Annotated in this window: 14 protein-coding genes and 1 pseudogene; 4 read left to right on the top strand and 11 right to left on the bottom strand. The window is 72.2% G+C overall.

Annotation, left to right across the window (positions count from 1 at the left end):
* Positions 1–392 precede the first annotated feature (392 nt).
* The 3 genes from tmk to ACIP98_RS17005 all read right to left on the bottom strand — a co-directional run bounded on the left by tmk (position 393) and on the right by ACIP98_RS17005 (position 6,701).
* On the bottom strand, positions 393–3,365 hold the full coding sequence (gene tmk / locus ACIP98_RS17015) for a dTMP kinase (RefSeq protein WP_401976554.1): 2,973 nt from the start codon (positions 3,363–3,365) through the stop codon (positions 393–395).
* Between the two features lie 112 nt (positions 3,366–3,477).
* Positions 3,478–6,339, bottom strand: coding sequence for a type I DNA topoisomerase (topA, locus tag ACIP98_RS17010; RefSeq protein ID WP_401976551.1), 2,862 nt, complete (start codon positions 6,337–6,339; stop codon positions 3,478–3,480).
* Between the two features lie 161 nt (positions 6,340–6,500).
* Positions 6,501–6,701, bottom strand: a complete 201-nt coding sequence (locus tag ACIP98_RS17005) for a hypothetical protein (protein WP_401976548.1) — start codon at positions 6,699–6,701, stop codon at positions 6,501–6,503.
* Between the two features lie 255 nt (positions 6,702–6,956).
* Here ACIP98_RS17005 and ACIP98_RS17000 point away from each other — a divergent pair, with 255 nt between their 5' ends.
* From ACIP98_RS17000 to ACIP98_RS16990, 3 genes are all read left to right on the top strand, one after another.
* Positions 6,957–7,382 (top strand): TM2 domain-containing protein, encoded by a 426-nt coding sequence (locus ACIP98_RS17000; RefSeq protein ID WP_319665395.1) that lies wholly within the window; start codon positions 6,957–6,959, stop codon positions 7,380–7,382.
* An 8-nt stretch (positions 7,383–7,390) separates the two neighbouring features.
* Positions 7,391–7,801, top strand: coding sequence for a DUF2752 domain-containing protein (locus ACIP98_RS16995; RefSeq protein ID WP_401976545.1), 411 nt, complete (start codon positions 7,391–7,393; stop codon positions 7,799–7,801).
* Positions 7,802–7,954: 153 nt separating this feature from the next.
* Positions 7,955–8,218, top strand: coding sequence for a TM2 domain-containing protein (locus ACIP98_RS16990; protein ID WP_319665397.1), 264 nt, complete (start codon positions 7,955–7,957; stop codon positions 8,216–8,218).
* Between the two features lie 61 nt (positions 8,219–8,279).
* On the opposite strand, the gene ACIP98_RS16985 is transcribed toward ACIP98_RS16990, so the two are convergent.
* The 5 genes from ACIP98_RS16985 to bldG all read right to left on the bottom strand — a co-directional run bounded on the left by ACIP98_RS16985 (position 8,280) and on the right by bldG (position 14,341).
* Entirely contained in the window at positions 8,280–9,806 is a 1,527-nt protein-coding gene (locus ACIP98_RS16985) for a methyltransferase (RefSeq protein WP_401976542.1), read from the bottom strand.
* 46 nt (positions 9,807–9,852) lie between these two features.
* On the bottom strand, positions 9,853–10,419 hold the full coding sequence (locus ACIP98_RS16980) for a small secreted protein (protein WP_319665399.1): 567 nt from the start codon (positions 10,417–10,419) through the stop codon (positions 9,853–9,855).
* 185 nt (positions 10,420–10,604) lie between these two features.
* Positions 10,605–13,025, bottom strand: a complete 2,421-nt coding sequence (locus ACIP98_RS16975; protein WP_319665400.1) for a sodium-translocating pyrophosphatase — start codon at positions 13,023–13,025, stop codon at positions 10,605–10,607.
* A 395-nt stretch (positions 13,026–13,420) separates the two neighbouring features.
* Entirely contained in the window at positions 13,421–13,915 is a 495-nt protein-coding gene (locus tag ACIP98_RS16970) for an ATP-binding protein (RefSeq protein WP_319665401.1), read from the bottom strand.
* Positions 13,916–13,999: 84 nt separating this feature from the next.
* The gene (gene bldG / locus ACIP98_RS16965; protein WP_018562186.1) at positions 14,000–14,341 is read right to left on the bottom strand and encodes an anti-sigma factor antagonist BldG; all 342 of its coding nucleotides are present in this window, start codon (positions 14,339–14,341) and stop codon (positions 14,000–14,002) included.
* Between the two features lie 135 nt (positions 14,342–14,476).
* On the opposite strand from bldG, the gene ACIP98_RS16960 reads away from it, so the two are divergent.
* Entirely contained in the window at positions 14,477–16,873 is a 2,397-nt protein-coding gene (locus tag ACIP98_RS16960) for a DEAD/DEAH box helicase (RefSeq protein ID WP_401976538.1), read from the top strand.
* A gap of 65 nt (positions 16,874–16,938) precedes the next feature.
* On the opposite strand, the pseudogene ACIP98_RS16955 reads toward ACIP98_RS16960, so the two are convergent.
* The 3 genes and pseudogenes from ACIP98_RS16955 to ACIP98_RS16945 all read right to left on the bottom strand — a co-directional run.
* Positions 16,939–17,154 (bottom strand): annotated as a pseudogene (locus ACIP98_RS16955) (Rv3654c family TadE-like protein); the annotation flags it as partial.
* A 29-nt stretch (positions 17,155–17,183) separates the two neighbouring features.
* A complete protein-coding gene (locus tag ACIP98_RS16950; protein WP_319665403.1) occupies positions 17,184–17,579 on the bottom strand; it encodes a TadE family type IV pilus minor pilin in 396 nt (131 codons plus the stop codon).
* Positions 17,566–17,703, bottom strand: coding sequence for a DUF4244 domain-containing protein (locus ACIP98_RS16945; RefSeq protein WP_319134743.1), 138 nt, complete (start codon positions 17,701–17,703; stop codon positions 17,566–17,568). Before ACIP98_RS16945 ends, ACIP98_RS16950 begins: the two co-directional genes overlap by 14 nt.
* Positions 17,704–17,763 lie beyond the last annotated feature (60 nt).

Here is a 17,763-nt window from a genome sequence, read left to right as displayed (position 1 = left end):
CGTTTCGTATCGCGCCTGATCCCCGGAGGGGGGTAGAAGCGGCACCGTGCCCGGGGCCACCGTTGGCGCAGCGCAGTCCAAGGGCGCAGCCGTCACCGCCTACAGCACCCCCACCGGCCCGGGAGGGGGTTGTGGCGGGGTCCTCCCCCAGCGGTAGCTGCGGGAGCGACAAGCGGCGACCGCGTGGTCCGATGCCGGACGATGTTGGGGTAACCGGCGAGCGCCGAGGTGGGGGCACCTCCCAGCGGCAGCGGGGGGCGCACCCCGGCGCGGCACCGACCCCCACACCCACGCAGCGCAGGACCGCACTTACCGCGCCGGGCTGGGGGCACCCCCGGCCGAAGGCTGGGGGAGGGCGGGCGGGGGAAAAAGCCTCCCCGGTCCGGGGTCCCTCAGGGACGGGGGTCCTCGGGGTCCCGCGGACCCAGCAGCTCGTCCGCCAACGTGGGCAGATCGTCCAGCGGCGTCTCCTCCGCCCACGACGGCCTCGGCCGCCTCGGCTTCGCCTCCGCCTCGGGGACGGAGGGCAGCTCACGCGTCCGCTCGTTCCCCGACTCGGGTTCCTCCTTGCGGAAGAAATCGGAGGGAAAACGCTCGTCCGGGCGAACGGGCGGGATGACCGCCGTTTCGTCGTCCGCGCGGACGGGCCGCAGGACCGCGGTCTCCGCGACGTCCGGGTCGGCGGGGACGGGCCGCAGCACCGCCGTCTCCTCCTCGGCTGCCGGCGCAGCCGGCACCGCCGGCAGCACCGCGGTCTCGTCGTCCGCGGCCGGCACCGCCGGCTTGGGCGTCTCGACCGTGACCGTCGCGTCCTCGGCCTCCGCCTCGGCCGCGAGCCGCGCCTCCTCGGCCCGGAGCAGCGCCTCCTCGGCCTTGCGCTGGCGCTCGAGGCGTCGTTCCTCCGCCTCGGCGCGGAGCCGGGCCTCCTCGTCGGCCTGGCGGCGACGGCGTTCCTGCTCCTCGTGGAGGGCGCGCTCCTCGGCCTCGCGGCGCACCCGCTCCTCCTCGGCGAGGCGCCGGGCCTCCTCCGCGCGGCGGCGCGCCGCTTCCGCGGCGGCCTCCTCGGCCTCGCGGCGGGCGGTCTCCTCGTCGAGGCGGCGGCGCTCCTCCTCTTCCTGGCGGAGCTTCTCCAGCTGGGCCTGGCGTTCGCGCTCGAGCCGCTCCTCTTCGGCCTTGCGGGCGGCCTCCTCCTCGGCGAGGCGACGGGCCTCCTCCTCGGCGGCGATGCGGGCCTTCTCGCGGGCCTCGATCTCCTTCTCCGACAGGGGCAGGACCTGGTCGAGCCGGTGGCGTATCACCGTGGTGACGGCGTCGGGCTCCTGTGCGGCGTCGATCACCAGGTAGCGGGCCGGGTCGGCGGCGGCGAGCGTGAGGAATCCGGCGCGCACCCGCTCGTGGAACTCCGCGGGCTCGGACTCCAGCCGGTCGGGTGCCTCGGTGAAGCGCTCGCGGGCGGCCTCCGGGGAGACGTCGAGCAGCACGGTGAGGTGCGGGACCAGGCCGTCGGTCGCCCAGCGCGAGATGCGGGCGATCTCGGTCGGCGCGAGGTCGCGTCCGGCGCCCTGGTAGGCGACGGAGGAGTCGATGTAGCGGTCGGAGACGACCACGGCGCCGCGCTCCAGGGCGGGGCGCACGACGGTGTCGACGTGCTCGGCCCGGTCGGCGGCGTAGAGCAGGGCCTCGGCGCGGTGCGAGAGGCCGGCGCTGGAGACGTCCAGCAGGATCGACCGCAGGCGCTTGCCGACGGCCGTGGCGCCCGGCTCGCGGGTGACGACGACCTCGTGGCCCTTGGCCCGGATCCAGTCGGCGAGCGCCTCTACCTGGGTCGACTTGCCCGCGCCGTCGCCGCCCTCGACGGCGATGAAGAAGCCGGTGGGCGCGGGGGCCTGGGCCGGGTCGCCGCCGCGCAGCGCCTCGCGGAGGTCACGGCGCAGCGGGACGCCCTGCCGGTCGTCGGCCTTGCCGAGGACGAGGGCGGCGACGGGCAGCAGCAGCGCACCGACGAGCATGAGGGTGTACGCGGCGCCGCCGTGGTCGAACGTGAAGTGGCCGCCTTCGACGCGGTGCGGGCCGATGCCGGCGGCGAGCAGAGGCGCTCCGATGACGCCGACCGCCATGAGGAGCCGGGTGACGGCGTGGAGGTGGTCGGTGGCCCGGGCCCGGCGGGACTCCTCGGTCTCCTGGTCGATCAGGGTGTGGCCGGTGTTGGCGACGACACCGGCCGCGAGGCCTGCGAGCAGGGCCAGCAGCAGCACGGTCGTCGGGTCCGGGACGATGCCGGCCAGCAGCAGCGCGAGGCCCGTGACGGCGACGGCGATCGCCAGCAGGCGGCGCCGGGACAGACCGGGCAGGATGCGCGGCGCCACGCGGATGCCGATCACGGGACCCGCGGTGAGGGCGAGCACCAGCAGGCCGTAGCCGACCGGCCCGCCGCCGAGGTCGGAGGCGTGCAGGACGGCGAGGCCGACGGCGGCCGCGACGGCCCCTGCGACGGTGGCGGTGCCGAGGACGAGCACCGGGACGGCACCGGTGCGCCCGCGGTCCGCGAGCCGCAGCCCCTGCAGCGGGGAGTGGAGCGGGGCGGTCCGGCCGCCGGGCAGCTCCAGGAAGTACACGACGGCGAGGGACGCGGCGAACAGCCCGGCGGCGACGTACGAGCCGAGGGCGACCTGGTGCAGGGAGAACCAGTCGACGCCGACCGCGAGGAGATTGCCGACCAGGGTGACGACGACGAGGCCCGCGGCGGCCAGCGGGAAGGCGACGAAACCGGTCCGCAGGTCGAGGCGGCGCAGCGCGTCGAGGTGGTCGGGCAGCGGCCGTACCGTTCCTGCGCCCGGCGCCGGGGCGGGCAGCAGGGCCGGAGCGGCGCCGTCCTTGGCGACCGTCCACAGGCGTTCGGCCACACCGGCGACGAAGACGGTGACGAGCAGCCACGCGCCGGCCTTGCCGGGCACCCAGGTGATCCACAGCGGGGCCACGATGAGGAGGGCGACGCGCAGGACGTCGGATCCGATCATGGTCCAGCGCCGGTCGAGCGGCCCCTGCGGCCCGGTGAGTCCGCCCAGCGGGCCCAGCAGGACCGCGCCGAACAGCAGCGTGGCCAGCAGCCGGGCGCCGAAGACCGCGGCCACGGCGAAGGCCGCTCCGCGGTACCCGTCGCCGAAGGTCTGGGCGGCGACGCAGGCCTGCACGGTCAGCACCACCAGCACCAGCAGGGCGAGACGGTCGGCGACGGCACCGGTCAGCTGGGCGCCCCACAGCTTGCGCAGCGGTGGGATCTTCAGCAGCGCTCCGACCGCGCGTTCGCGCGAGTCGGCCGCGAGGTCGTCGGCGAACGTGTCCGTTGGCAGCTCGGATCGCGTCATCCCGCCAGCCTATCGGCAGCGGCCGCGGTCGTGACGGGCGCCCGTCACGACCGTTGAGAGGCCGTGACAACCGGCGGCGGGCCGGATTCCGCCGCCGCCGGTTCCCGTGGGGCTATTCCGCCGTTTTCTTCGCCGCGGCCGTCGTCTTCTTGGCGGCGGTCTTCTTGGCCACGGTCTTCTTGGCCACGGTCTTCTTCGCGGCCGTCGTGGTCTTCGCGGCGGCGGTCTTCTTCGCCGTCGTCGTCTTCTTCGCCGCGGTGGCCTTCTTCGCGGGGGCCTTCTTCGCCGTCTTCTTGGCAGGGGCCTTGGCCCGCTTCTCGGCGAGCAGTTCGTAGCCGCGCTCGGGCGTGATCGTCTCGACGTCGTCGTCACGGCGCAGCGTGGCGTTGGTCTCGCCGTCGGTGACGTACGGGCCGAAGCGGCCGTCCTTGACGACGACGGGACGCTCGCTGACCGGGTCGGTGCCCAGTTCCTTCAGCGGGGGCTTGGCGGCGGCGCGGCCGCGTGCCTTGGGCTGGGCGTAGATCGCGAGGGCTTCGTCGAGGGTGATCGTGAAGAGCTGGTCCTCGGTCTCCAGGGAGCGCGAGTCGGTGCCCTTCTTCAGGTACGGGCCGTAGCGGCCGTTCTGCGCGGTGATCTCGACGCCCTCGGGGTCGGCGCCGACGACGCGCGGCAGCGACATCAGCTTGAGCGCGTCCTGCAGCGTCACCGTGTCGAGGGACATCGACTTGAAGAGGGAGGCGGTGCGCGGCTTGACCGCGTTCTTGCCGGTCTTCGGGGTGCCCTCGGGGAGGATCTCGGTGACGTACGGGCCGTAGCGGCCGTCCTTGGCGACGATCTGGCGGCCGGTCTCCGGGTCCGCGCCCAGCTCGAAGTCGCCGCTGGGCTTGGCCAGCAGTTCCTCGGCGAGTTCGACGGTCAGCTCGTCCGGCGGCATGTCGTCGGGGACGTCGGCGCGCTGCCCGGTCTCGCCCTCGACCTCGCTGGGCTTCTCCACGTACGGGCCGTAGCGGCCGACGCGCAGCACGATGCCGTTGCCGACGGGGAAGGAGGAGACCTCGCGGGCGTCGATGGCGCCGAGGTCCTCGACGAGTTCCTTCAGGCCGCCGAGGTGGTCCCCGTCGCCGTTGCCGGCGTCCGCGGCGCCGCCGACCGCCTCGGGAGTGTCGCCCTCGCCGAAGTAGAAGCGGCGCAGCCACGGCACGGCCTGGGCCTCACCGCGGGCGATGCGGTCGAGGTCGTCCTCCATCCGGGCGGTGAAGTCGTAGTCGACGAGCCGGCCGAAGTGCTTCTCCAGGAGGCCGACGACGGCGAAGGAGAGGAAGGACGGCACCAGGGCCGTGCCCTTCTTGAACACATAGCCGCGGTCGAGGATGGTGCCGATGATCGAGGCGTAGGTCGACGGACGGCCGATCTCGCGCTCTTCCAGCTCCTTGACCAGCGAAGCCTCGGTGTAGCGGGCCGGGGGCTTGGTCGCATGGCCGTCGGCGGTGATGTCCCGGGCGGTGAGCACGTCACCCTCGGTGACCGCGGGCAGCCGGCGCTCGCTGCTGTCGAGCTCCGCGTTCGGGTCGTCGGCGCCTTCGACGTAGGCCTTCATGAAGCCGTGGAAGGTGATGATCTTGCCGGACGCGGAGAACTCGGCGTCGCGGCCGTCGCCGGCACGGCCGCCGACCTTGACGGTCACGGACTGGCCGACCGCGTCCTTCATCTGGGAGGCGACGGTGCGCATCCAGATCAGCTCGTACAGGCGGTACTGGTCGCCGGTCAGGCCGGTCTCGGCCGGGGTGCGGAAACGATCACCCGAGGGGCGGATCGCCTCGTGCGCCTCCTGGGCGTTCTTGACCTTGCCCGCGTAGACGCGGGGCTTGTCCGGCAGGTAGTCGGCGCCGTAGAGCTGGGTGACCTGGGCGCGGGCGGCGGTGATCGCGGTCTCCGACAGCGTGGTGGAGTCCGTACGCATGTAGGTGATGAAGCCGTTCTCGTACAGCTTCTGGGCGACCTGCATGGTGGCCTTGGCGCCGAAGCCGAGCTTGCGGCTGGCCTCCTGCTGCAGGGTCGTGGTGCGGAAGGGCGCGTACGGCGAGCGGCGGTAGGGCTTGGACTCGACCGAACGGACCGAGAAGGCGGCGCCCTCCAGGGCGGCGGCGAGCGCGCGGGCGGCGGCCTCGTCCAGGTGGAGGACGCCCGAGCCCTCCCTGAGCTGCCCGGTCGAGCCGAAGTCCCGGCCCTGGGCGACGCGCTTGCCGTCGACGGCGCTGAGCTTGGCGCCGAAGCTGCCGGGGTCGGTGGCGTCACCGGTCCGGCCGGTCGCGAAGGTGGCCGACAGGTCCCAGTACTCGGCGGAGCGGAAGGCGATGCGCTCGCGCTCGCGCTGCACGACGAGCCGGGTGGCGACGGACTGGACGCGGCCGGCCGACAGGCGCGGCATGACCTTCTTCCACAGGACCGGCGAGACCTCGTAGCCGTAGAGGCGGTCGAGGATGCGGCGGGTCTCCTGGGCGTCCACGAGGGTCTGGTTCAGCTCGCGCGGGTTGCGGACGGCTTCCTGGATGGCGTCCTTGGTGATCTCGTGGAAGACCATCCGGCGGACCGGGACCTTTGGCTTGAGGACTTCCTGCAGATGCCACGCGATGGCCTCGCCCTCGCGGTCCTCATCGGTGGCGAGCAGGAGTTCGTCGGACTCCTTCAGCAGGTCCTTGAGCTTCTTGACCTGGGCCTTCTTGTCGGCGTTGACAACGTAGATCGGCTGGAACTCGCTGTCGACGTTGACGCCGAGCCGCGCCCACGGCTGGCCCTTGTACTCCGCCGGCACTTCGGCGGCCCCGTTCGGGAGGTCGCGGATGTGCCCGACGCTGGCCTCGACGACATAGCCAGGGCCGAGGTAGCCCTTGATCGTCTTCGCCTTGGCAGGCGACTCGACGATGACGAGTCGGCGGCCGCCGCCCTCTGCGGTGTCGCGGGTCGGGGACAACTTCGCTCTTCTCTCCGGGTCGAAGGTGGTCTCGCTGCGGAGTGTGACCGTACATCCCGGTCCCGTGTCAAACGGGAAAAGTCCGCAACGCCACTCGAACGGTAACCCGACAAGCGTCCTGTCTGCCGCACGGACTGCCAGTCATGCCTGTTTTGTCCAGCTCAGAGGGTCAGGAACAGCCAGACCCCGACGAGCAGCGAGACGATCCCGAAAAAACCGGCCACGGCCGTCCCCAGCGTCCCGCCTCCCGGCGTCACCGGCTCGCTGCGCACGGCACGGGTGACCGTCCACAGCAGAAGGGCGCCGCCGAAGAGCGCGAACACCGTTCCGGCGAAGGTCCCCGGCACGGTTTCCATGTCCATGACTCCTCACACCCCCTGCGTCCGCCCGGCGGCCGGACGCCCGCCGTCGTCCGGAGAATCGCACGGCACGGGGTCCGCAGGGCCAATCCCCGGTGAACACCGCGGCGGGCGAACTGGCCGGATCCTTTCGCTCCCGGTCCGCTGCCGCGCACTCCCCGTGCGGCCCGCAGCCGCCCGCATCCCGCCCCGACTTTCTTGACGCGCCTGACAAGATGGCGGAATCACAGACCGTCTTCTCGTAGGGGGAGCCCGAAGATGTCCGACCCGAACAACCCGTACGGCCCGCCCAAGCAGGAGGGTTACGGCTATCCGCAGCAGCCGCCGGCCGGCGGCGGGTCCTACGGCCAGCAGCCCGGGTACGGCTACCCGCAGCAGGGGGCCTACCCGCAGGGCGGCTACGGCTACCCCCCGCAGGGCGGCTACACCGGCGACCCCAACGCGCCCTACGGCTACGACCCGTACGGCCGCCCGCTGTCGGACAAGTCCAAGATCGTCGCGGGTGTGCTGCAGTTGCTGCTGGGCGGTCTGGGCATCGGCCGCTTCTACGTGGGCGACGTCGGCATAGGCATAGCCCAGCTCCTCACCTGCGGCGGGTTCGGCATCTGGTCGTTGATCGACGGCATCCTCTTCCTGACGAGCAACGACCGCACCGACTCCCAGGGCCGCCTCCTGCGCAGCTGAGGACGACGATGACCTCCCTCACGTTCCACCGCCTCAGAGCCGTGGCCGGGCGACCGGCCGCGGCTCCACTGGCGTCCCTGGTGGCCGGCGCGGTCGGCGCCGCCTACCTGTGGGGAACCGATCCGCACGAACACGGTCACTGGCTGCCCCGCTGCCCCCTCAACTGGGCGACCGGACTGCTCTGTCCGGCCTGCGGGGCGACGCGCATGGTCTACGACCTGATGCACGGGGACCTCACGGCGGCCTTCCACGACAACCGCCTGCTGCTCCTGGCGAGCCCCGTCGGCCTCTATCTCTACGGACGCTGGGTGTTCGAGGGCCTGCGGGGGCGGGCGTACCACCCCAGACTTCACAAGTACGGCCAGGTGGCGGTGCTCGCCACGGCCCTGGCCTGGGGAATCGCACGGAACGCGGTTTGACAACGCCATGATCACATCTTTGTGACGTCTGTTAACCAGTGGGACAGATGTACGTATTCGATGCTTAGATGTGGGCCATCCACGGCGGGGGGCCGGATCTGATGGTGTGTGCGCTCCTGCCGGTACGTCCCCACGGCACAAGGAGCACGATCCATGGCAACGCCCACCCCTGACGCCCCGTTCGGTTACGACCCGGCTGGTCGGCCGCTGTCCGACAAGTCCAAGGTGACCGCCGGTCTGCTGCAGCTGTTCCTGGGCGGTCTGGGCATCGGCCGCTTCTACACCGGCCACACGGGCATGGCCATCGGCCAGCTCGTCACCCTCGGCGGCTGTGGCATCTGGGCCCTGATCGACGCGATCCTCTTCTTCACCAGCAACGACCGCACGGACGCCAAGGGCCGCGTCCTGCGCGGCTGATCACCCGCCGCCGTCCGGCCCGCGTCCGCCTCTCCGCAGCGGACGCGGGCCGTTCGCGTTGTCACACCGGCTCGATGAAGCCCTGCTCCACCAGCAGCCGGATCGCCTCCGGCGTGCGGTCCCGCAGCACCACCGGGTCCTCGCCGAGCAACTGGGCGATGGCGTCCAGGATCCGGCCGGCCGAGAGCGTACCGTCGCAGACGCCCGCGAAGCCCGCGCCCACGGTGTCGACCCGGGTCGCCCGGCGCATGCCGCGCTGCGAGCGGAGCACGACGTGCTCGGGGTCCTCGGCGCCGGGCATGCCCACCTGCTCCTGCACCACCTCGTCCGCGAGCCGGAAACGGGCGTCCAGCAGGGCCGCGTCGTCGTGGTCCCGCAGGAAGTCCTGACGGTCGAACCAGGCGTCGATGTGCGGGCCGAGCGGCTGCTCCACGGGATGCGGCCACTCCTCCGCGACCACCACGGGCCGGTCGGAGCCGGTCCTGCGCACAGTGATCCAGCCGAAGCCGACCCCCTTGGTCTTGCGCTGCTCGAAGGCGTCCAGCCATGCGTCGTAGCGGGCCGTGTACTCCTCCGAGCCGGCCAGGTGGTCGCCGCCGTCGCGCAGCCACAACTCGGCGTACTGGGCGGTGTCCTGCACCTCGCGCTGCACGATCCACGCGTCGCAGTCCCGCGGCACCCAGGAGGCGACCCGGTCCCGCCAGTCCTCGCCCTCGGTGTGCTCCCAGTTGGCGAGCAGTTGGAGCCGGCCGCCCTCGGTGAGGTGGTCACCGGCCTGCTGGACGAGCGTGCGGCACAGGTCGTCGCCGGCCATGCCGCCGTCGCGGTAGGTGAAGCGGCCGCCGGGCGAGATGACGAACGGCGGGTTGGACACGATCAGGTCGAAGCGCTGATCGCCGACCGGCTCGAAGAGGCTGCCCTGCCGCACGTCGGGCTCGGGGGCCCCGGACAGGGCGAGCGTGAGCCGGGTGAAGTGCAGGGCGCGCGGGTTGAGGTCCGTCGCGGTGACCCGGGTGGCGTGCCGGGAGGCGTGCAGCGCCTGGATGCCGGAACCGGTGCCGAGGTCCAGGGCGCTCGCCACGGGCGTGCGCACGGTGATCCCGGCCAGGGTGGTGGAGGCACCACCGACCCCGAGCACCAGGTCCGCCCGGTCCACGCCGGGGGCCGTCCCGATGCCGCGCACACCGCGCGATCCGCCCACGGCGCAGCCGAGGTCGGAGACGATCCACCAGTCCTCGCCGTCGTCGCCCCCGTACGGACGCACGTCCACCGTGGCGCGCAGCTCGTCGCCGTCCCGCACCAGCCAGCCGCCGGCGACGGCGGCGTCGACCGGGAGCACGTCGCGCAGCCGGCCGTACGGAACCGGCTGCTGCAGCAGGAAGAGCCGCACCAGGCTCTCCAGCGGGCTGCCGCCGCGCGTGGCGCGCAGGGCGGGCACGGTCTCGGCCCGCGACAGGGCCGCGTAGGCGGTCGCGCCGAGCAGGTCCAGGCAGCCGTCGGCCGTGAACGCGGCGGCGCGCAGGGCATCCCTGAGGCGGTCGGCGCTGTCGGGGGCGGGCAGGGGCGGCGGGGTCGGCTGCGTACTCACGGAGCCATTGTCACCCCCGGCGGGTCCGTCACCCGCCCTCGCGCGCTCAGGACTTCGCCGGGGCGGCGCCGGACTCCTGGCAGCCGGGCTGCTTCGCCATGGCCTGGCCGACCTCGCCCTTGCGGAGCGTGTCGAGGGCCTGCTCGCCGCTCTTGCTGACCTTCGCGAGGTTGTCGGAGACGCCCTTGAGGCCGTCGGCGAACTTCGCCTGGTCGTTCACCGGGATCTTGTCGATCTGCCGGCGCAGGTTCGCGTACGAGGTGGACAGCGAGTCGAGGTCGTTCACCGCGTCCTTCTTGAGCTGGGCGCCGTTGTCGACCGGCGGGTCCCCCGCCTTGTCCACGATCTGGGCGAGCTGCCGGTACGCGTCCGAGATCTGCTGGAACGCGCTGGAGTCGGCCCGCCTGACCTCGATCGGCTTGCCGTTGCTCGGGGTGTTGCTGATCTTCGTGTTCGCGCCGTTGATCTGCTTCACCTGGGCGGCGGCCTGGGTGCAGACCGTCTTCGCCCAGCTGTCGAGCTCTTCGTTGCCGTTGTCCCCGCAGCCCGTCAGCGTCCCCGTCGCCAGGATCAGAGCCGTAGCGGGCAGTGCGGTCGCGAGTTTCTTCTTCACGGCCCCGGAACCTACACGGCCGGTGCCCGACGGCCATATCCGCTCCGCACGATATGGAGATCAATACCCCATATGAACCAAAAAGAGGGTGAGGGATCTGACGCAAACGCGGGCGGCGGGCGCCATCCTTGTGGATGACGCCCGCCGCGCCCGCACGGTTCGTGCCGGATTCAGCTCACCCGGCGTCAGACGACCGCCGTTGCCGACGGGTCGGCTGATCGCTTGTCGGCCCCGGAATCTCCGCCTTTGTCGTCGCCGTCGTCGTCCCCGACCGCGATACCGCGGCGCTTGGACATGTAGACGGCGCCGACGATGACCAGCAGCGACACCGCGGCGACGCCGATGCGCACGCCGAGGTTGGCGTCGTCGCCGTAGGAGAACTTGACGACGGCCGGGGCGATCAGCAGCGCCACCAGGTTCATGACCTTGAGCAGCGGGTTGATCGCCGGGCCCGCGGTGTCCTTGAAGGGGTCGCCGACGGTGTCGCCGATGACGGTCGCGGCATGGGCCTCGCTGCCCTTGCCGCCGTAGTGGCCGTCCTCGACCATCTTCTTGGCGTTGTCCCAGGCACCACCGGAGTTGGCGAGGAACACCGCCATCAAGGTGCCGGCCGCGATCGCACCGGCCAGGTACGCGCCGAGCGAGCCCACGCCGAAGCAGAAGCCGACCGCGACCGGGGCGAGCACCGCGAGCAGACCCGGCGTGGCCAGCTCGCGCAGCGCGTCCTTGGTGCAGATGTCGACCACGCGCCCGTACTCGGGCTGCTCGGTGTAGTCCATGATCCCGGGCCGCTCCCGGAACTGCCGGCGCACCTCGAATACCACCGAACCCGCCGACCGGGACACGGCGTTGATGGCCAGTCCGGAGAAGAGGAAGACGACGGCCGCGCCGAGCAGCAGCCCGACCAGGTTGTTCGGCTGGGAGATGTCCAGGTCCAGCCACCGCAGGTCGCCGGCGGAGATGTTGGCGTCCCGGACGGCGGTGTCCACGGCCTCCTTGAAGGAACCGAAGAGCGCGGTCGCCGCGAGGACGGCGGTCGCGATCGCGATTCCCTTGGTGATGGCCTTGGTGGTGTTGCCCACCGCGTCGAGGTCGGTGAGGACCTGAGCGCCCGCGCCGTGGACGTCACCGGACATCTCGGCGATGCCCTGGGCGTTGTCCGAGACCGGACCGAAGGTGTCCATCGCCACGATGACGCCGACAGTGGTCAGCAGGCCGGTACCGGCCAGCGCCACCGCGAACAGCGCCAGCCACACCGAGGCGCCGCCCAGCAGGAAGGCGCCGTACACCGACAGGCCGATGAGCACGGCGGAGTAGACCGCCGACTCGAGACCGACCGAGATGCCGGACAGGACGACGGTGGCCGGGCCGGTGAGCGAGGTCTTGACGATGTCGCGCACGGGCCGCCGGCTGGTCTCGGTGAAGTAGCCCGTCAGCTGCTGGATGAGCGCGGCCAGCACGATGCCGATGGCGACCGCGACCAGCGCGAGGATGCGCGGGTCACCGGAGTGCGAGGCGATGTCGCCGGGCACGTTCTTCAGGTCCGCGTACGTCGAGGGCAGGTACGCGAACGCCGCCACGGCCACCATCACCAGCGAGATGACGGCGGACACGAAGAAGCCGCGGTTGATGGCGGTCATGCCGCTGCGGTCCTTGCGGCGGGGGGCCACCGCGAAGATGCCGATCATGGCGGTGAGCACACCGATCGCCGGGATCAGCAGCGGGAAGGCCAGGCCCGAGTCACCGAAGGCGACCTTGCCGAGGATGAGCGCGGCCACCAGGGTGACGGCGTACGACTCGAACAGGTCGGCGGCCATGCCGGCGCAGTCGCCGACGTTGTCGCCGACGTTGTCCGCGATGGTCGCGGCGTTGCGGGGGTCGTCCTCGGGGATGCCCTGCTCCACCTTGCCGACCAGGTCGGCGCCGACGTCCGCGGCCTTGGTGAAGATGCCGCCGCCGACCCGCATGAACATCGCGAGCAGCGCGGCGCCGAAGCCGAAGCCCTCCAGCACCTTGGGGGCGTCGGCCTTGTAGAGCAGCACGACGGCGGAGGCGCCCAGCAGGCCGAGGCCCACCGTGAACATGCCGACCACACCACCGGTGCGGAAGGCGATCTTCATGGCGCGGTGGGAGACCGTCGTCAGATCAGCCGCGGGCTCACCCTCCGCCGGGGTGGCGGCGCGGGCGGCCGCCGCCACACGGACGTTGCTGCGTACCGCGAGCCACATGCCGATGTAGCCGGTGATCGCCGAGAACACGGCGCCCACCAGGAAGAACACACTGCGTCCGATGCGCTGCGACAGGTTGTCCGCGGGCAGCAGCATCAGCAGGAAGAACGCGGCGACCGCGAAGACGCCCAGGGTGCGGAACTGCCGTGCGAGATAGGCGTTGGCCCCCTCCTGCACGGCTGCGGCGATCTTCTTCATGCTGTCGGTGCCCTCGTCGGCACTGAGCACTTGACGGACCAGCACCACGGCGAGGCCCAGTGCGGCCAGGGCGACCACCGCGATGACGAGCACCAGATTGCGGTTGCCGTCGGTCAGTACGGGCGTTGCGGCCAGTGGTTGAGCGATGTCCTGCAGGTGAGGGGTAAGTGGCCCCGCCATTCGTCCTCCTTGACGTTTGGCACGTGGGCGCGCGGCTCGGGCGACTTCGCAGCCGCGACGCTCAGGCTTGTGAGCTGAGCAAAGATGGACGGATTGTAGGGAGCGCAACTAGATCAAAACAGGGCGCAGGAACCGAATTTCGCCGCCATCAGGGAATAGCAAAGCACTCCACCTGCAGATATCACCGGAAAAGGTGAACAGTCCGCGTGTAAGTGGATCAACAGGAAGAGTGAACCGGGGCCGTGCCGAGCTCGCCGCACTGACCTGCGGCGGAGGCGTTCGGGCAGTCATGGGCCGGCGTTTCCGGATGCGACACGGAACGCCCGTTCGGAACACATGTACGGCGGTGCCGGAATGCCGTGGGGCCCGCGTCGGGGCGGCCCGCGGCAGGGACGCTAGAGCGCGACGGGATTGAGCGGCCAGCTCATCCGAATGACGTCGCCGTACTCGCCGGAGACGACCTCGACGTCGTCGACGAGGCCGCTGATGACGGCGAGACCCATCTGGCTCTCGTCGTCGGCCTCCGACGTCTCGGAGGAATCGGCGGCGTCCGGATGCGGCGCCGGGTGTTCGGCGGGCCCGTCGGTGCGGGCCGCGGGAACGGAGGCGCCGGAGGCGTCCTTACCGGTGGCCGAGGGATCGGGACCGTTGTCACCGACCTCGATGGTGAACTTCTTCTCCTCCTCGGTCAGCCGCACGTGCACGGGCCGGTCCTCACCGCTGCTGCGGTGCAGGCCGACGGCCCGGCTGCACGCCTCACCGACGGCGAGCCGGACCTCGTCGAGGACGGCCTCGTCCACCCCTGCCCTGCGGGCCACCGCAGCCGCCACCAGTCGTGCGGTGCGGACGTGCTCCGGCAGTGCGCTGAAGAGCAGTTCAACGGTGGGCATGGCCTCCCCCTCGTGCCTGTGGGCAAGCAACACTGGGGCCCGGGCGTCGGCGTCGCCCGGTGCCCCGCGGTCCGGCGTCGGCCGTCAATCGGTGGCCGCGACGGCCTCGTCGACCGAGGTGTGGATGGGAAACACCTTGGTCAGACCGGTGATACGGAAAATCTTGAGAATGCGCTCCTGGTTGCACACCAGGCGCAGCGAGCCTTCATGCGCGCGAACCCGCTTGAGCCCGCCGACGAGTACACCGAGTCCGGTCGAGTCCAGGAAGTCCACGCCTTCCATGTCCACGACCAGGTGGTAGCTACCGTCGTTCACGAGTTCCACCAGCTGCTCGCGCAGCTTGGGTGCGGTGTACACATCAATCTCGCCGCCGACCTCGACGACCGTACGGTCGCCGACGGTTCGAGTCGACAGGGACAGGTCCACGGATCCTCCAGCACCTTGCATCGAGCGGTCGCCCCCCATGGATCGGCAGCCGCGATGGCATTCAATCACTTACCAGCGGGCATGCACGACGCCTTACGGCGATTGTCCGTCATGCCAGTGACACACTGAGTGCCGATGGCTCAGGATCATCTTCCGCAGTCGGCGCACGGCCGGACCTCCCCCCACGCCCTCCTGGAGCGGTTGGCCTCGGGGGTGGGCAGAGCCGCGCGCATCACCCATACGGAGCACTTGCCCCCGCGGGTCGGTCGCCATGCCGATTGGCCTGATCAGATCCGCGGGGAAGTGATCGACGCCGTGCGTCTGGCCGGCATCGCCCGGCCCTGGGAGCACCAGGCCCAGGTCGCCGCGCACGCCCTCGCGGGCAGGTCGGCCGTGGTGTCCACCGGGACCGCCTCCGGGAAGTCGCTGGCGTACCTCGTGCCGGTCCTCAGCGCCCTCCTGGACGGCTCCGAGGCGCCGAACGGTCGCGGGGCCACCGCGCTCTACCTGGCCCCCACCAAGGCCCTCGCGGCCGATCAGCGGCGCGCCGTGGCCGATCTGGCGGCCCCGCTGAGCAAGGCCGTCCGGGCGGCCGTCTACGACGGCGACACGCCCTTCGAGGAACGCGAGTGGGTCCGCCAGTACGCGACCTACGTACTGACCAACCCCGACATGCTCCATCTGGGGATACTCCCGGGCCACTCCCGCTGGGCCTCCTTCCTCAAGCAGCTGCGCTACGTGGTGATCGACGAGTGCCACACCTACCGCGGCGTCTTCGGTTCGCACGTCGCCCAGGTCATACGCCGGCTCCGGCGTGTCTGCGCCCGCTACGGGGCGGATCCGGTCTTCCTCCTGGCGTCGGCGACCGCCGCCGACCCCGGGGCGACCGCCACCCGGCTGACCGGCGTCCCGGTGGCCGAGGTCACCGAGGACGCGTCACCGCGCGGCGAACTGGCCTTCGCGCTGTGGGAGCCGCCGCTCACCGAACTGAGCGGCGAGCACGGCGCGCCGGTGCGGCGCACGGCGACCGCCGAGGCCGCCGACCTGCTGACCGACCTCGTGCTGGACGGCACGCGCACGGTGGCCTTCGTCCGCTCCCGGCGCGCCGCCGAGCTGATCGCCGTGATCGCCCAGGAACGGCTCGCCGAGATCGACCGCGCCCTGCCCCGGCGTGTCGCGGCCTACCGCGGCGGATATCTGCCGCACGAGCGGCGCGCCCTGGAACGCGAGCTGCACTCCGGACGGCTGCTCGGACTGGCGTCCACCTCGGCCCTGGAGCTGGGTGTGGACGTCTCCGGGCTCGACGCCGTGCTCCTGGCCGGGTACCCCGGTACGCGGGCGTCCCTGTGGCAGCAGGCGGGCCGGGCGGGGCGCGCCGGCCAGGGCGCCCTGGCGGTGCTGATCGCCCGTGACGACCCCCTGGACACGTATCTGGTCCACCACCCGGACGCCCTCTTCCGCCGTCCGGTGGAATCGACCGTGCTCGACCCGGACAACCCCTACGTCCTGGCCCCGCACCTGTGCGCCGCCGCCGCGGAGCTCCCGCTGACCGAGGCCGACCTGGAACTCTTCGGCCCCGAGGCGGCCGTGCTGCTGCCCCAGCTGGAGCGCCGCGGGCTGCTGCGGCGCCGGGCCGGCGGGTGGTACTGGACGCGCCGGGAGCGGGCCGTGGACCTCACCGACATCCGGGGCGAGGGCGGCAAGCCCGTCCAGGTCGTCGAGGACGGCACCGGGCGCCTGCTGGGCACGGTCGACGCGGGCGCCGCGCACACCACCGTCCACCAGGGCGCGGTGCACCTGCACCAGGGCCGCACCTACCTGGTCCGCGAACTGGACCTGGAGGAGTCGGTCGCGCTGGTGCAGCAGGCCGACCCGCCTTATTCGACGATGGCCCGTGACACCACCTCGATCTCCGTGCTCGACGAGGACCTGGTGGAGGAGTGGGGCGAGGCCCGCCTCCACTTCGGCTCCGTCGAGGTCACCCATCAGGTGGTCTCCTTCCTCCGCCGCCGGCTGATCACCGGCGAGGTCATGGGCGAGAACAAGCTCGACCTGCCGCCCCGGACACTGCGCACCCGCGCCGTGTGGTGGACCCTCACCGACGATCAGCTGGACGCGGCCGCCGTCCACCCCGAGGAGCTGCCCGGCGCCCTGCACGCCGCCGAGCACGCCTCGATCGGTCTGCTGCCGCTCTTCGCCACCTGCGACCGCTGGGACATCGGGGGTGTCTCCGTACCGCTGCACCCGGACACCGGGCTGCCCACCGTCTTCGTCTACGACGGCCACCCCGGCGGCGCGGGCTTCGCCGAACGCGCCTTCCACACCGCCCGGACCTGGCTGACCGCGACCCGTGAGGCGATCGCGTCCTGCGAGTGCGAGTTCGGCTGCCCCTCGTGCGTGCAGTCACCTAAATGCGGCAACGGCAACGAGCCCCTGGACAAGGCGGCCGCGGTGCGCGTCCTGGACGTGCTCCTGGCCACCGCCCCCGACGACGGCCGCGACGCCGGCGAAGAGCCGCCCGCCGGGTCCTGAGGCCCGGCCCGGGAACGGACCTCGGCGGGCCCCACGGCCGCCGTGACGTCGGCGATCTCGCCGGTCACCGCGCAGCGCACCAGCCGGGCGTGCTGCGCCGCGGCCACCTTCCCGGCCAGCGCGCAGGCCGCCTCGCCGCCGTGCAGGGCGTGGTCGGCCGCGGCGAGGGCGGCGAGGTCCGCGGCGGCCCCGGCACGGTGCCGGGCGGTGATCGCGGCCCCGACGGCGAGCACCGCGCAGGCCGCGAGGACCAGGACGGCGCCCAGCAGCGCCGCCCACACCGTGGCCGAGCCCCGGTCGCCCCGGGGACTCACGACGCCTCCCCCGGCCGCGGGGCGGTCTCCTGCTGCCCCTCCTGGCCTTCCTGCTCTCCCTGACCCTCCACGGCGGCGACCGCCTCGCCGTGGAGGGTCAGGGAGAGCGAACGGGCCTCGACGGTCACCCGGACCAGGCCGTCGACTCGCCGGACCGCGACGCCGGCCCCGGCGGGTGCCGCGGAGCGGACGGCCGCCAGCACGGCGCCCTCCGGTTCGTCGCGGGCCGCCGCGCGGGCCCCGGCCCGCGCGGCGTCCACGCACCGGATCTGCGCGGCGGCGGCCGCGAGCCCCCACAGCAGCATCGCCGTCAGGAGCACCAGCGACGGGATGACGACGGCGGCCTCGGCGGTGACATAACCGCCGTCCCGGGGCCGCCTAGAACGCCACATCGAGGGCCCGCTTGATCAGGCCGCCGAGCGCGGAGCTCACCGCGCCGGAGGTGACCACCTTGTAGAGCACGGCGGCGAAGCCGCACGCGGCCAGGGTGCCGACCGCGTACTCGGCTGTCGTCATCCCGCTCTCGCCGGTCCTGCACCGGCCTGCCAGCTTCCTCAGAAGTCGCATGACTCCCCC

It is taken from the genome of Streptomyces sp. NPDC088354 (assembly GCF_044753585.1).
Lineage (GTDB): Bacteria > Actinomycetota > Actinomycetes > Streptomycetales > Streptomycetaceae > Actinacidiphila.
The sequence above is the reverse complement of the archived record's forward strand: the minus strand, read 5'-3'. Positions and strand labels throughout refer to the sequence as shown.

Excerpts from the sequence above, each read along its gene's own strand:
- ACIP98_RS16990 (WP_319665397.1), top strand. The coding sequence starts at position 7,955 with ATGGCAACGCCCACCCCTGACGCCCCGTTCGGTTACGACCCGGCTGGT.
- ACIP98_RS16960 (WP_401976538.1), top strand. The coding sequence starts at position 14,477 with ATGGCTCAGGATCATCTTCCGCAGTCGGCGCACGGCCGGACCTCCCCC.
- ACIP98_RS16945 (WP_319134743.1), bottom strand. The coding sequence starts at position 17,703 with ATGACGACAGCCGAGTACGCGGTCGGCACCCTGGCCGCGTGCGGCTTC.
- ACIP98_RS17005 (WP_401976548.1), bottom strand. The coding sequence starts at position 6,701 with ATGGACATGGAAACCGTGCCGGGGACCTTCGCCGGAACGGTGTTCGCG.
- ACIP98_RS16970 (WP_319665401.1), bottom strand. The coding sequence starts at position 13,915 with ATGCCCACCGTTGAACTGCTCTTCAGCGCACTGCCGGAGCACGTCCGC.
- ACIP98_RS16950 (WP_319665403.1), bottom strand. The coding sequence starts at position 17,579 with ATGTGGCGTTCTAGGCGGCCCCGGGACGGCGGTTATGTCACCGCCGAG.
- tmk (WP_401976554.1), bottom strand. The coding sequence starts at position 3,365 with ATGACGCGATCCGAGCTGCCAACGGACACGTTCGCCGACGACCTCGCG.
- ACIP98_RS17000 (WP_319665395.1), top strand. The coding sequence starts at position 6,957 with ATGTCCGACCCGAACAACCCGTACGGCCCGCCCAAGCAGGAGGGTTAC.
- ACIP98_RS16975 (WP_319665400.1), bottom strand. The coding sequence starts at position 13,025 with ATGGCGGGGCCACTTACCCCTCACCTGCAGGACATCGCTCAACCACTG.
- ACIP98_RS16995 (WP_401976545.1), top strand. The coding sequence starts at position 7,391 with ATGACCTCCCTCACGTTCCACCGCCTCAGAGCCGTGGCCGGGCGACCG.